Genomic DNA, 13,622 nt, shown 5'->3' on the forward strand with positions numbered 1-13,622 from the left:
CTTGGGTCGGCATGCTCTCTGTTCTCGCAAATCGAACCTATCGCCATCTTCTCGCGGCCCAGATCATCGCGCTGCTGGGAACCGGGCTGGCAACAGTCGCGCTTGGCCTGCTGGCCTGGCAGATTGCGGGGGAGCAGGCAGGCGTCGTCCTTGGTACAGCCCTTGCGATCAAGATGCTGGCCTATGTCGGATTGGCGCCTGTCGCCTCCGCCCTCGCAGACCAGCTGCCGCGGCGCGTCATGTTGGTCATGCTTGATCTCATCCGCGCGGCTGTTGCGCTTGCCCTGCCCTTCGTCACCGAGATCTGGCAAATTTACAGCCTGATCTTTCTCATGCAGGCGGCCTCGGCCGGATTCACGCCGACCTTTCAAGCCACCATTCCAGATGTGCTGCCTGACGAAGCCGAATATACCCGGGCGCTCTCGCTGTCGCGGCTGGCCTATGATCTGGAAAGCCTGCTGTCGCCAATGCTTGCAGCAGCGCTTCTCACCATCGTCAGTTTCCAGGTGCTGTTTGCCGGAACCGTGATCGGGTTTCTAGCCTCTGCCCTCCTGGTGGTCTCGGTGCCGATCCCCTCGCCGCAACCCAGCGCACCACGCAGCATCTGGACCCGGACAACACGTGGTATCCTGCTCTATTTCGCCACCCCAAGACTGCGCGGTCTATTGGCATTGAACCTGGTGGTCGCAGCGGCCTCCGCGATGGTCATCGTCAACACCGTCGTGCTGGTAAAAGGTCGCTTTGCTCTCAATGAACCCCAAGTTGCCATCGCGCTGGCGTCCTTTGGCGGCGGCTCGATGGTGGCCGCCCTGCTGCTGCCGCGGGTGCTGGATCATATGCCGGATCGCCCTCCAATGCTGGCAGGCGGCGCGCTGTTGACCATCGGCCTGTGGATCGGCCCATGGGCCGACAGCTTCGGCCTTCTGGTGGCGCTTTGGGCCCTGCTCGGCTTTGGCTTCAGCCTGGCCCAGACGCCCACGGGCCGATTGCTGCGCCGGTCCGCCCTGCCCGAAGATCGCCCCGCCCTGTTCGCGGCCCAATTTGCGCTCAGCCACGCCTGTTGGCTGCTGACCTACCCGCTCGCCGGACAGGTTGGCGCACGCGCCGGGTTCGATGCCACGTTTCTGCTGCTGGGAGCCCTTGCTGGCGGCGGGTTGCTGCTGGCTGCACGGCTCTGGCGCGGCGATGCCGGTCTCGTCCATCAGACTGAGGCGGCGACGCATGATCACCCCGACCTGCCCGCCGACCACCCGCATCTGGCGGCCTATGGCCATGGGCCGCACCACCGGCACCCAGTCGTAGTTGACGATCTGCACCCTCGCACGTGATGGCGCTGGGGTCTGGGCCCTAGATATCCAACGGCAACTCCTGTGTGCTTTTCTCAGTCGACACCACAATTGAGGTGCGGAATTTACGCACATTGCTGTCGGCAAAGAAAAACCGGTGGGTAAAAGATTCGTAGCCCGCAATGTCCGGGGCCACCACAACCATCACAAAATCTGCGTCACCCGCGATGCAGTAAAAATGCAGCACCTGCGGATCAATCCGTGCCTTTCGCTTGAACGCGTCAATCTGCTCAAGCCGGTCCCGTTCCAGCTCCACCGAAACAATCGCGGTAACGCCTAACCCAACCTTTTTCTGATCAACCAGCGCGACTTCCTTTTGCAGAACACCTGCCTCGCGCAACCGCCGCAGGCGGCGCTGCACTGAGGCGGTGGACAGACCGCTTTTCTCCGCCATCTGCTGCACCGTTGTGCGCGCGTCCCGCTGCAGCTGCGTCAACAGCATACGGTCCGCGGCATCTACCTGACTTTCCTGCATCATATTTCCCGCCAATGTGATCAGACATGATCACTATTCACAAAAATGGGCGATTGGGAACATCACGCACCGCTGATAGAACAATGTGATGACACATCCCACACCGCACATACCGACCGCATCACTGGCGCAAGGCGCGCTGGCAATTCTGCCCTTGGCACTGGGCGCATCGCTTTATGGCTTTGCCTTTGGCGTTTTGGCAGCCCAGATCGGCTTTCCGTGGTGGGGGATCGCCACGATGAGCGGTCTGGTGCATGCCGGCTCCTCGCAGATTGTTGCGGTTGAACAATTCTCCAGCGGCTCGGCTCTTCTCGGCGCGGTGCTGGCCGGTGCCGCACTGAACCTGCGCTACATCGGGATCGTGGCCTCGCTGATACCGCTTTTGCACGGGCTGCCGCTGTGGACAAAGCTGCTGACGATCCACATGACTGGTGATGAAAACTGGGCGCTGACAATGACGGAAAGGGCCAAAGATCCCCAGATTGGCGCCGGTTTCCTGATCGGGTCCGGCTGCGTGATGATTTCGGTCTGGACCCTATCAACGGCCCTCGGCGCGCTGGTCGGGTCAAGTTTAGGTGATTTGGAGCGCTTTGGTCTCAGCTTTGCCTTTACGGCTGCCTTCATCGCGATGGCCCGAGGCCTGTGGAAAGGCACTGGCGATCTCGCGCCTTGGACAGCAAGCTTCGTTGCCAGTTTCGCCTTGGTCACCGCACAGATGCCAACGGCCTACGCCATTTTACTCGGTACGCTGACCGGCGTTGCAGTCCTTCTCCTTAATCCACGCAGAAAGGTACCGGCGCAATGACATTGAATGAATGGGGATTGATCCTGAGCCTCGCAGCGATGGCGTTCGGGATCCGGGTTCTTGGGCTGGTTGCAGGCAATCGGGTGCAGCAATCCCGCTTTGCCCCCTTGCTGGGCCGCCTGCCGGGTCTGATCGTGATCTCGCTGGTTGCGACATCCTTGGCCAACCAACCGCCCCAGACCTGGATCGCGGCGGCCATGGCTCTGGGAACTGCCGCACTAACAAACAACGTCATCTGGACCATGATTGTAGGCGTCACAGCCTATGCGGCCCTCTCCCACCCTGCGCTGTTATGATGTGGACCGCCATCGTTCATCTGCAAACACCCGCAGCGGTATCAGCCGCTGCGGGTGTCAAAAGACCGAACAGGCTGACGATCAAGATCGTCACCCGGTCATCTTCCAGGCGTCGGGATCTTCATCCCATCCTTCCTGCTGAGTCTCCACAACAGCAGCCGATGCATTCTCCTCCGCCACGGTGAAGTTTGACACCAGCTCCGCCAGCTTGGTCGCATCGCCGCGCAGCATATGGCTGGCCGCTGTGGATTCCTCAACCATCGCTGCGTTCTGCTGGGTCACCTGATCCAGCTGCGACATGCCGATATTGATCTCATGCAGACCGGTGGACTGAGAGGCCGCACCATCGGCAATCTCCGAGACCTGCTGCGAAATTTGCCCGACCTGGGCCACGATATCGCTCAGCGCAGTGCCTGCCTTGCCCACCAGTTCGACACCATAATCGACCTTTTTCGAACTTTCGCTGATCAGCGTCTTGATCTCCATCGCCGCCTCGGAGGTGCGTTGCGACAGCCCCCGCACTTCGGAGGCCACAACCGCAAAGCCGCGGCTAAGCATCGTCAGCACGTGCCGCCTCAACCCCCGCGTTCAGCGCCAGAAGATTGGTCTGGAACGCGATATCGTCAATCACGCCGATGATCTGCGCGATATGTTTGGAGCTCTCCTCGATATCTGTCATGGCAGAAACCGCGCTGTTGACGACGCTGCCGTTCTTTACGGCTTCGCTCTTTGCATCTTGGGTTGTGGCCTCAACAGACCGCGCACCATCGGCCGCAGATTTCACGCTGGCGGTCAGCTCATCCAAGGCGGCGGCGGTTTCTTCCAACGTCGCAGCCTGGCTTTCCGTGCGCCGCGACAGATCATCAGAAGCCTGGCTGATCTCATCCGCACCGTTGCGTATGGACGAAGCCACATCCACCATATCCACCACAGTGCTGCTCAGTGTTTCGACCGTCAGATTAAAATCCGTCTGCAGCTGCGCATAGCCCTCCGTCAGCTCTTCTGTGATCCGGGCAGAGAGATCGCCCTGCGCCAGCCGCGCCAGACCGTTGCCGATAGCCGTGACGGCAGCGGTCTGCTGGGCCTGGTGAGCGGCCCGCTCCTCTTCTGTGGCTTTGGACAGCGCCTCTTTTTCAACGAGACCATCGCGAAACACCGTGAGAGCCTGTGCAATCCGGAAGATTTCATCGCTGGTCCGGTCAAACCCATTGATCGGGCTCAGATCACCATCGGCAAGCCGTTCGGTGGTTCGGCTGATCGCATTCAGGGGGCGTTGAACCAGCCAATGGGTCAGCAGCAATGCCATCACCAACAACCCGGCGGCCATCACCAGCAACCGTTCGATATTGGCGTGGGCCTCATCGACCGTGGTCGCAATATCCGTGGCCATATAAGCAATTTCGCCCCGGCTGCCTGATCCCAAAAGGGACGCGCGGCTCGCAATTTGCAAGACTGCATTCGCGGTTGCATTGGCCTCCTTGGTGGCATCCGCATCCGCCGTGAGCGACGCAATACGGAAAATCGCCAACCCCTGATCCGGCTCCGCCATCGTGATGATCTCGTCGAGCTGGGACGCAAGCCGCCCATCGTCAAACGTCTTATATTCAGCCAGGGCCGCCGCCGCTTGCTCCATTGGTTCCGCCGCAGCACGGGTCTGCGCGATGCCTTGCGCCGTCACCACATCCAGAGCGGCAACCTGAAAATTACTGATCCAAGTGTTGATCTCCAGCAGCGTATTGAGAAAGCCAACCTCATTGGTCAGCAGCCCCTGAATGGCCTTCTTGCTGTCGTCGCTGGCATCTTCAGCCGCCAATGTCACCTCAAACACCATATCATCGACCGCCGTCGACAATTCCGTATCACTGGACAGGCGCGCGCTCAGCACTTCCTGGCGGAGGGCATTGGACTGAAGCCGCCCACGCGACACCGCTTTCTGCAATACAGCGGCGGCATCCCGAATGGCAAAGATCGGCACCACACCGGGTGCCTCCACCTCCAGCGTATCAATGACATCGTTCAGGCGCCCATCCGATGCCTTTGCCAAATCCGTCAGGATCGACTGCATCGCGCGATCCTCGGTTTCGCCAATCGCCAGAGCAATCCCGGAGATCAGGTTGATCTCTGCCCGTGCCTGCAACAGGGATTGCAGAGTGGCGAATTTGACTTCGACCAGATCAACCAATGTAGCGTCCACCGCTGACATCGTCTGTTCGCCGCCTTTTGAGAGGTTCGAATAGGCGTCATCCGCCATCTCAGCGAGGGTGACCTGCATGGCACTGCTTAGGCCCTGAAGCTGTTCCATCATGGCGATTACCGCTGCGGCATTCTTAAACGCAACGGTGCGCGCCGTGATCGAAGCTTCCAAAGCCTCTTCAACCATAGCGACATCCGGTTTGAATTCATCGCGCAGCACCTGCGGCAACTGCTCCACCACGCCATCCAGCGCCCGGACCGCTGCGGTGACATCGCTTTTTGCGAAGTCAAGCGAGCCCGGCGTGTCCGCCAGCATGACCGCAACCATCGCATCTTTCGTCCGGGCGGCGGCGGCGGTCATCTGACCGCTGAGTTCCAGTTCCGGAAGCTTGTCCTCGGTCAGGACATGCACATCCGCAGACACCTGCTCAAACGCCTGTGTCACAGCATATCCAATCGCCGCCGAAGTGCCCGCCATAGCCAGCAGGATAAGAAACATCTTGGCGCGAATACTGGACAACGGGTTCCACCGCCGTGTCGCGCGTTTACGTGTCTGCGTCGTCATAATTAGTCCCGTAAGTCATTAAAACTACTAGGCTCTGCCCGAACACTCGGACAGACGCAGGGCAGTCGAGGCACCGAATGTGCCTCGACCAATTGCTGCGTTAGGATTCACCACCCGCGACGACGGGCTGAAACCCACCCTCTTTGGTGATATGGGTCAGGAACACATCGTCCATGCCCTGATTGTCATCCGGGCCAAAGCGCATGGTAACACCGCCAAAATCCACATCGCGCAGGCCCGCCATGGCCGCGAGATAGCTGTCGCGGGTCAGATCCGCCCCGGCGTCCTCCAAAGCACGGATCGCCAGACGGCCGGTCAGATACCCCTCCAGCGTCACAAACCCCGGCTCTGCGTCAGCATCGACCGCTTTCAGCGCTGCCTGGTATTGCGCCACAACAGGCAGCGACTGATCCCATGGGAACGGCACGACCTGGCTGATGATGACACCCTCGCCCGCGTCCCCCAATTCCTTTGCCAAGGCATCGGAACCGACGAAAGAAATGTTCACAAAGGTCGGGTTGAACTTCAGCTTGCGTGACAGCTTGATGAACTCAGCAACCGGTTTGTAGGCTCCGACCATCACCACCGCATCGGGTTTCGCCTTACGAATGGTCAGCAGCGCTTTTTTCACGGCGGTGGTGTTGCGCGTATAGGTCCCCTCGGCCACCAGCGTCATGCCGCGCTTTTCCAGGGCGGCGGTCACACCGGCCAGACCAACACGACCAAACCCGTCATCCTGATACAGGAGCGCGATTGATTTCATGTTCTGCTCATCAACAAGATGGGCAATCCAAGCCTCGGTTTCCGCCGCATATGTGGCCCGCACATTGAGGATATTCCCATGGCTGGCATCGCGCAGGAAACCGGCGCCGGTGAAGGGTCCGATGAAGGGCAGTCCCGCCTCGGTCGCAATCGGCTGTGTCGCCGAAGCGGTCGGCGTGCCGACAGCGCCAATCAGGCCGATATGCTGATCCCCCTCAATCACCTGTTTGACCAGCGCCACAGATTTGTCCGGTTCGTAGCTGTCGTCCATGCTCTCCAAAACGATGCTGCGCCCGTGGATACCGCCTGCGGCATTTGCTTCGGCAAAAGCCGCCTCCAGCCCCAGCTGCATTCCCTGGCCCAGTGCCGCAGCCAGCCCATCAAGCGCGGCAACCTGCGCAAAGCGCACCTCGGTCGAAGAGACCCCCTGCTCAGCCAGTCCAAGCGTCGGGACCGCCAGAGCCAGAACAGCCGCGGTTGTTAGTTTTCTTAGCAACATCGTTTACTCCACCTTCCAATACATCGCACCAGCCTGTCGCCAAGCCGTTAACAAAGCGTCCCGCCGCCAGAAGAAAGCCCAAGACAATACGCCGCGCATTTTAACGATCTCTCAGAAGCAGCGGCCCCCTCGCCGCGCGCATAAACCGTCGACGTCGCCTGAGACCACTGCTAGTTTGATTGCGCTTTACTCTCGGTTAGAACGCAGGACCCGCCATCGTGAAAATTCCTTTGTTTTTTGATGGCTACGACCTCAGGGCCTATGACTTTCCGGGTGGGCAAAACCTGTCACAGCTGCGCGAGCGCCTGCGCTATGGCTATCGGCTGATGAAGGGCGCGCAGCCCCGCACCGGGTTCTATGTTGCCTTCAAAAACCTCGCCAAAAGCCTGCAAATTCTGGGCCACGACGTGGTGATAAATGACTTTGGCTTTGCGCGCAGGCACCCGGATCACCCCATAGGATTGAGTGGATACCTCCCGCCGCTGGCACGATTTGGACTGCAAAACCCCGCTATTTACGGCCCCGGCCGGGTTCCCGATCCAACAGAGCTTGCTGCGATTCGCAGCCAGCTGGACCTAAAGGTGGTGACCTACCCGTCGACCTGGCCCATCCAACTCAATCCGATTGAGACCCGCGCCCAGTTTGCGCCGATGTTCGTTGGTATCGACACGGATGCCTGGCCCGATATGTCCGGCATGACGAAATCCATTGATGTGCTGTTTTACAACAAGGTGCGCTGGCACCGGAAAACGGCTCGTGAAACTGACCTGATCCAACCGCTGCGCGATATTCTGACCGCCCGTGGTCTCAGCTGGCGGGAGCTGGACTACGGGCACCACACCCCCGCGCAATACCGCGATCTGGTCAGCCATAGCCGTGCGTTGTTGTTTTGCACCGAGCATGAGACGCAGGGTCTGGCCTATCAGGAGGCTATGTCGGCCAATCTGCCGGTTTTTGCATGGGACCAGGGAGAGCTGGTCGATCCCTCTCAGCGCGCTCTCGCACAAGGCGACGTGACCCCAAGTTCGGTGCCCTATTTCGATGACCGCTGCGGGCGGCGGTTTCAGATCAACAATATCGAAGAACAATTCGACCGTTTCTGGACCGCTCTGCCAGCCTACCGGCCCCGCGACTATATGCTCGATACCCTGTCCCTGCGGCGCGGCGGCGAACGGTTCATGTCACTTTATGCGCCGCTTTTCGACAGCGGGGCACCCGTACCGGAGCTGCACGGCTCCACCCCTGCCGAGGCCAAAAGCGCCACCACATCTGCGGGCGTTTGACGGAACACTGTCTCCGGCAGCTCCCCGATCCGCTGGCGAGTGGCGGCAATCTCCGACGGTGTCAGATCATTTAGACGTCGGATCAGCGCCTCTGCGTCTGCACTTCCCAAAATCCATCCCTGACCAGTCTCCTCAATCTTGCGGCCAGTTTCTGTGCCCGAAAGCGCGATGACTGGGCAACCATGCCAGCCCGCCTCATAGATCCGGTTGGGCAGCAGCAAATCGGAATTGCCGCTCCGCGAGGGGTCGCCCAGCTGCCAGAGATCTTGCGCCCAGACGACATCGCAAGTGTCATAACAGGCGGCGAGACCATGGGGGTAGGCATAGGCCCCGTGGAACATCACATTGCCAAGGCCAGCGATCCGGGCGTGAAAATCCGTCAGCACATGGTCGTGGATCTTGCCGTGAATATGCACCTCAATTGCAGGACCCATCTGTTTTGCCACGCGCAGCAGCAGCTCAAAACTCGGGCGACACCGGATGGCACCGATCCAGCCCAACCGCAGCGCCTCACCGCTGCGCACCCGGTGGGTTGGCACAGGGCGCGGCATGTCGTCGGGCACAACCACTTTGTTTTCGACCAGATGCCAGGCGCCCACATAGCCCTGGACAGGCGCAAAATACCCGGTGTGAAATCCGGGCGATGACAGCCACAGAACCTCCGCCCCTGCCAACAGGCGCCGCTCGCCCCAGCGGGCTACTCGGGATTTGAGGCGCGCGCCCTCAAACAGCGAATGGATGTCCAGCACCTCATAGGCGATGGGTGCGGTAGCGCCGCTGCGCAGCCGCAGGGCGGCCGCCAGCGCCAGCATATCGACATTGCGCGTCACCAGCAGATCGGCCTGCCGCACCAGCGGTGTCAGCCGTGGATCGCGCAGTGCAGTGGCCAACGCCAGCCGCCCGCGTCGCAACAGCCCATGCTGGCCAATTTCGCCCAGATCAATATTTTGCCAATTCACCTCCGGCAACGGTCCCTTGCGCGACGCGACCGAGATCACCTCATGCCCGAGCGCCTGAAATGACGCCAGCCGCCGCAGCTGTGCCACATCGGTCAGATCAGAGGCAAAGCAGACCAGCCGCGCCATGGCTCAGCCCTGCACCCGCTCGGACGCAGCATCATGATCCGCGTGGGCGCCATAGATCTTGGGTTGTGGCAGGGCCAGGCATCCCGCAAGCACCCCCAGATGCAGCAATCCGCGCAACAGCCAGAAATTGCGGCGTGCTTCGGATGGTAAGGCTGGCAGCGCGGCACCGGTGCAATAGACCACCTTCGCCAGCGCAACACCTGCCAGCCGTATCCGCGCCAGTGATCCGGGCGCGACGGTCGCATAGCTCTGCCCCATGCGAAACCGCCGTTTGGCCAGCCACCCCAGACGCAACCGCTCTGGTGCCACCTCTTCAAAAACCGGGGCCTCAGCACAGACCGCAAACCGGGCACCCATATGCGACAACGCAAAGAAATAGGCGGTATCCTCGCCGCCGCTTGTCCCGCGGTCCAGATCGAACACCTGCCCCTCCCAGGGCTGACCTGCAAATCGCATCAGCGCATTGCAGCTATGGGCGGTCTGCGGTTGCTCTGCTCCTGTCTGCCCGGGGCGGCGCAGCTCTGGCCAATTGCTGTGCCAGTCCTGATCCACCATCCAATCCGGCGCATTCGCAGGGTAGCGCGCGATTGCCGGGCCTGAGATCACATCTGCACCGGTGTCCGCCGCCCGGCGCATCAGCTGTTCGATCCAATCGGCAGGCACCACCTCATCGTCATCGACAAAGGCAATCCAATCGGACTGCCGTTTGCGCGCCGCCGCCAGACATGCGTTGCGGGCAACCGAGATATTGCGCGCAGGCGCGTGGAGATAACTGACCGGCCAGGAGGACGTCGTCCCCCGCACCCAACGTTCCGAGGAGGGGGCCTCGTCATTATCGGCAACGATAATATCAATCGTGTATCCCGTCGGAGCGCGCAGCGCGGCCAGACTCTCAAGCGTCGCCACAACGCTGCGGCGCCGATATGTACATAGCAAGATTGAGATCCGCTCAGTCATTCGCTCATCCTCCATCCCGCTGCATCCGGCTCACCCGACCAGAGGCAGATCGAAGGCCAAACCCAATCATCCTCCGCAGCAGCCCAAGCGCCCAGGCCATATGCATCACCACGAGGGCCACCCCGGACCAAACCCCGATGCCCCCCAGTCGAAGACAGGCCACCACCGTCACCGCCAGAACCGCTGCCAGATAAACCACCGGCCAGAGCAGCGCGACTGGCCAGACAGGGGCGATCGCCAACGCCATGGCGCAAAGAATGAGGTTCAGCACCGGCACCATCTGCCGCAACCGTGGTCGCATCCGATGCTTGATCAGCGTCGCCGCGCGGCTTCAGCACCGTAATTCTGATATTGACGCCACAGGGCTGCGGGCGTGCTGCGCATCATATAGCCAAGCCGCACATCGTCGGCCAGCCAGATCCGACCGCCTGCAGCGCGCAATCGCCAGTCCAGCTCCGCATCCTCATTTTGGCTGAAGGCGGCATCATACCCGCCCACCTTGCGAAACCAGGTCAGATCCATCAGCGCGTGATGGCCATGGTCAACATAGGCTGAGGCCCGCCCACCACGATGGGCTGCCCCGCCGGACCCGAGCGGCGTATCCACCACCCAGGCCGCCGCCCTGCCAAAGCTGCTGGTCCCTTGGGAATCCATTGCGACCACAACCGACACCGCATCCTCCGCAGACCGAAATGCCGCAAGCAAAGCGGTCGCATAATCCGCCGGGTAGATCGCATGGGCATCACACCGCAGCAGCAGGTCAAAGCCATCGCCATGCTCTGCCACCGCGCTATTGATCCCCGCCGATTGGATCCGGTCGGGATTATGCAGCAGATGTATCCTGATCGGGCTGGTCTCAGCGTAGCGCCGAACGATGTCCTGTGTCCCATCGGTACTGCCGCCATCCGCCACCACCAAAGTGGCGCGTGCAGGATCGCGCAGCAGTGGGTCACGCAGCAGGCTTTCAAAACAGGGCAGAATGGCCTTTGCTTCATTCAAGGTTGGGATCACAAGCAGAATACGCGCATCCTCCGGCGCAGACACAGTGCTGGCGCTCATGGCGCCCTCTTTGCCGTTCTGCCCGCTGCTGCCCATGGTGTTTGTTCCATTCCGTGTTATGGACCTGTCTAGCGGATCTGATTATGCTGCGACAGATTGATTTTTGCGCGCAGTCTAATGAACTTGGACCTGCCACCTACTTGCCACCTCTGCGGCGTCGCGCAGCGCAGGGACGGCCGTGGGCAAACCAATAACGATGGGGTCAACCAACGTGTCCACGCCTAAGACGTCCTTTGCCGCCGATGACGGTCAGGAGGTGCTCGATCTCGGCGCCATTTTTGCAATCATCTGGCGCGGTCGCTGGGTCATCGCGGCCTGTGTGCTGATCGGTCTGATCGTTGGCATCTGGCGCGCCTATATCGTCGCAACCCCGCTGTATGGGGCTGAGGTGCAGCTGGTGCTCGACACCCGCGATGAGAAAGTGGTGGATATCGAAAGCGTGGTCAGCAGCCTCTCCGCCACGGATGAGGTGATCCGTACCGAAGTCCATATCCTTGGTGGGCGTGAGCTGGCCGGACAGGTTGTTGATCGGCTCAATCTGATCTCTGACCCGGAATTCAACATGATGCTGCGCGATCCGGGCTTCAATCCGGTGCAAGCGCTCAAGGACATGATCAAACGCATCCTCGGGATGCAGGTCTATGATACCACGCTTACCCCCGATCCTGCCTTCGTCCGTGAGAAAGTCATCCAGACACTTCTGGCCAATACGCGGGTCGTCAACATCCCGGACACCTATATCTTTTCAATCTGGGTGCTGAGCGAGAACCCCTTCAAGGCGGCGGATATCGCCAATGCCTTTGCCGATACCTATGTCGAAAATCAGGTGGCGGTGAAACTGAATGTCACCGAACAGGCCACCGGTTGGCTGGCGGAGCGGGTGACGGAACTGCGCAGCCAGCTGGAGGCGAATGAGCGCCGGGTCGCCGATATTCGTGCGCAGGCCGACGTCACCAGCCCGGCGCAGCTGATCGGTCTGGAAAACCGCCTGATATCGCTCCGCAGCGCCCTCGCTGAACGGGCCGCAGAGGTAGCAGAGCAACAGGCCCGACAGGCTGAATTCACCACTTTGCAGACAGTGGAGGACCAGCGTTTGGCGGCCCGGCGCAATGGCTATGGTGCCATTCTGGCGCGGGCGGATAATCCGCAGGACGGCTGGCGGAGCGTTCTGGCACAACTCACCCGTGACCTGCGAGAGGCCGAAGCCAAGGAGCAGGCGATCCGCCGGTCCATGGCCGATCTGGAGATCACAATCGCCACCCAGAGTGATGCCCTGACCGAGGTGGTGCAGGCCGAACGCGACGCCGAAGCAAGTCGCCTATTGTTTGAGAATTTTCAGAACCGGCTGCGTGAAACCTCGATGCAAATCGGCCTGCAGCGGGCCGACAGCCGGGTGATCTCCCGCGCGTTTCCCCCTGACCGCCCTGCCCTGCCGAACAAGGGCCAAATTCTGATTTTGTCAGTCTTTCTCGGCGGGTTTCTCGGCACGGTGCTGGTGGTGGTCCTGCAACTCTCCCGCGCGCGTCTGCATTCCGCAGCGCAGATCGCAGGGCTTACATCGGTTCCAGTGATCGCCGTGCTGGATCAGTTTTCACAGAAAATCCGCCCCGAACAAGCCAGCGCGCTTGGCCCTCAGACCCGCGATGGCGAGGCCATCCGCAATCTGCGCACCACGCTGCTGATGGCGCGGGGCGATGTCCCGCCGCAAGTGGTCGTCTTCACCTCCGCCGAGAGCGGCGACGGCAAATCCACGTTGTCCGCTGCGATGGCGCATAATATGGCGCAGATCGGCAAATCCGTGCTGCTGGTCGACGGCGACCTGCGCCGTCATTACCTCTCGGACCCATTGGCGGATGGCAACAGCAAACCGGGGTTGTTTGATGTGCTGTCCGGGCGCTGTGACTTGGCAGAAGCCGTGTTGCCGGGTGTGCTGGGACAGGCTGATATCCTGCCTGCTGGCAGCGTCTCCGGCAGTGCGGCAGATCTGCTCAGCCAAGGCGGCCTGACCGAGCTGCTGTCAGTCGCCCGCAGCCACTGGGATATCATCATCTTCGACACCCCGCCGATTTCTGTGGTTCCTGATGCGCGGATCATCGGCCAGCACGCGGATCTGTTGATCCTTCTGGCGCAGTGGAACACCACCCGACAGGCGGTCTTTATCGATGCGCTGCGCGCGCTGGAACAGGGCGGACGTAGCCCCGATGGTATCGTCCTGACCAAGGTGAAAGCCGCCGCAAAACCGCTCTACGGGGCGACCAAACGGTCCCGCGACCGCTATTATCACGGGTAAGGGCTGG

Annotated in this window: 11 protein-coding genes and 1 pseudogene; 5 read left to right on the forward strand and 7 right to left on the reverse strand. The window is 61.0% G+C overall.

The window, feature by feature from the left end; translation table 11 throughout:
• Positions 1 to 11: 11 nt before the first annotated feature.
• Positions 12 to 1,328 (forward strand): MFS transporter, encoded by a 1,317-nt coding sequence (locus L0Z65_RS18360; RefSeq protein ID WP_392342190.1) that lies wholly within the window; start codon positions 12 to 14, stop codon positions 1,326 to 1,328.
• A gap of 19 nt (positions 1,329 to 1,347) precedes the next feature.
• On the opposite strand, the gene L0Z65_RS18365 is transcribed toward L0Z65_RS18360, so the two are convergent.
• Positions 1,348 to 1,824, reverse strand: coding sequence for an Lrp/AsnC family transcriptional regulator (locus L0Z65_RS18365; protein ID WP_392342192.1), 477 nt, complete (start codon positions 1,822 to 1,824; stop codon positions 1,348 to 1,350).
• 85 nt (positions 1,825 to 1,909) lie between these two features.
• On the opposite strand from L0Z65_RS18365, the gene L0Z65_RS18370 reads away from it, so the two are divergent.
• On the forward strand, positions 1,910 to 2,626 hold the full coding sequence (locus L0Z65_RS18370) for an AzlC family ABC transporter permease (protein ID WP_392342193.1): 717 nt from the start codon (positions 1,910 to 1,912) through the stop codon (positions 2,624 to 2,626).
• Positions 2,623 to 2,922 carry an AzlD domain-containing protein gene (locus tag L0Z65_RS18375; protein WP_102898324.1) on the forward strand — a complete coding sequence of 100 codons (300 nt, stop codon included), beginning with the start codon at positions 2,623 to 2,625 and terminating at the stop codon, positions 2,920 to 2,922. The genes L0Z65_RS18370 and L0Z65_RS18375 overlap by 4 nt, the downstream gene beginning before the upstream one ends.
• 90 nt (positions 2,923 to 3,012) lie before the next feature.
• Here L0Z65_RS18375 and L0Z65_RS18380 read toward each other — a convergent pair.
• A pseudogene (locus L0Z65_RS18380) lies at positions 3,013 to 5,680 on the reverse strand (methyl-accepting chemotaxis protein).
• Between the two features lie 100 nt (positions 5,681 to 5,780).
• Positions 5,781 to 6,941 (reverse strand): ABC transporter substrate-binding protein, encoded by a 1,161-nt coding sequence (locus tag L0Z65_RS18385; protein WP_392342194.1) that lies wholly within the window; start codon positions 6,939 to 6,941, stop codon positions 5,781 to 5,783.
• A gap of 218 nt (positions 6,942 to 7,159) precedes the next feature.
• On the opposite strand from L0Z65_RS18385, the gene L0Z65_RS18390 reads away from it, so the two are divergent.
• Positions 7,160 to 8,224 carry a glycosyltransferase gene (locus tag L0Z65_RS18390; RefSeq protein WP_392342195.1) on the forward strand — a complete coding sequence of 355 codons (1,065 nt, stop codon included), beginning with the start codon at positions 7,160 to 7,162 and terminating at the stop codon, positions 8,222 to 8,224.
• Here L0Z65_RS18390 and L0Z65_RS18395 read toward each other — a convergent pair.
• The 4 genes from L0Z65_RS18395 to L0Z65_RS18410 are packed head-to-tail and all read right to left on the reverse strand — an operon-like array spanning position 8,128 to position 11,325.
• Positions 8,128 to 9,309, reverse strand: a complete 1,182-nt coding sequence (locus tag L0Z65_RS18395) for a glycosyltransferase family 1 protein (RefSeq protein ID WP_392342197.1) — start codon at positions 9,307 to 9,309, stop codon at positions 8,128 to 8,130. The two genes, L0Z65_RS18390 and L0Z65_RS18395, sit on opposite strands and share 97 nt — an antisense overlap.
• A 3-nt stretch (positions 9,310 to 9,312) precedes the next feature.
• Positions 9,313 to 10,266 (reverse strand): glycosyltransferase family 2 protein, encoded by a 954-nt coding sequence (locus L0Z65_RS18400; protein WP_392342199.1) that lies wholly within the window; start codon positions 10,264 to 10,266, stop codon positions 9,313 to 9,315.
• 4 nt (positions 10,267 to 10,270) lie between these two features.
• On the reverse strand, positions 10,271 to 10,567 hold the full coding sequence (locus L0Z65_RS18405) for a hypothetical protein (RefSeq protein ID WP_405112717.1): 297 nt from the start codon (positions 10,565 to 10,567) through the stop codon (positions 10,271 to 10,273).
• 11 nt (positions 10,568 to 10,578) lie between these two features.
• Positions 10,579 to 11,325, reverse strand: coding sequence for a glycosyltransferase family 2 protein (locus L0Z65_RS18410; protein WP_405112720.1), 747 nt, complete (start codon positions 11,323 to 11,325; stop codon positions 10,579 to 10,581).
• Between the two features lie 211 nt (positions 11,326 to 11,536).
• Between L0Z65_RS18410 and L0Z65_RS18415 the strand changes: the two genes are divergently transcribed.
• On the forward strand, positions 11,537 to 13,615 hold the full coding sequence (locus tag L0Z65_RS18415) for a GumC family protein (protein WP_405112723.1): 2,079 nt from the start codon (positions 11,537 to 11,539) through the stop codon (positions 13,613 to 13,615).
• The last annotated feature ends 7 nt before the right edge of the window (positions 13,616 to 13,622 follow it).

Origin of the sequence: Phaeobacter sp. BS52 (genome assembly GCF_045040595.1) — a bacterium.
Taxonomy (GTDB): Bacteria; Pseudomonadota; Alphaproteobacteria; order Rhodobacterales; family Rhodobacteraceae; genus Phaeobacter; species Phaeobacter piscinae.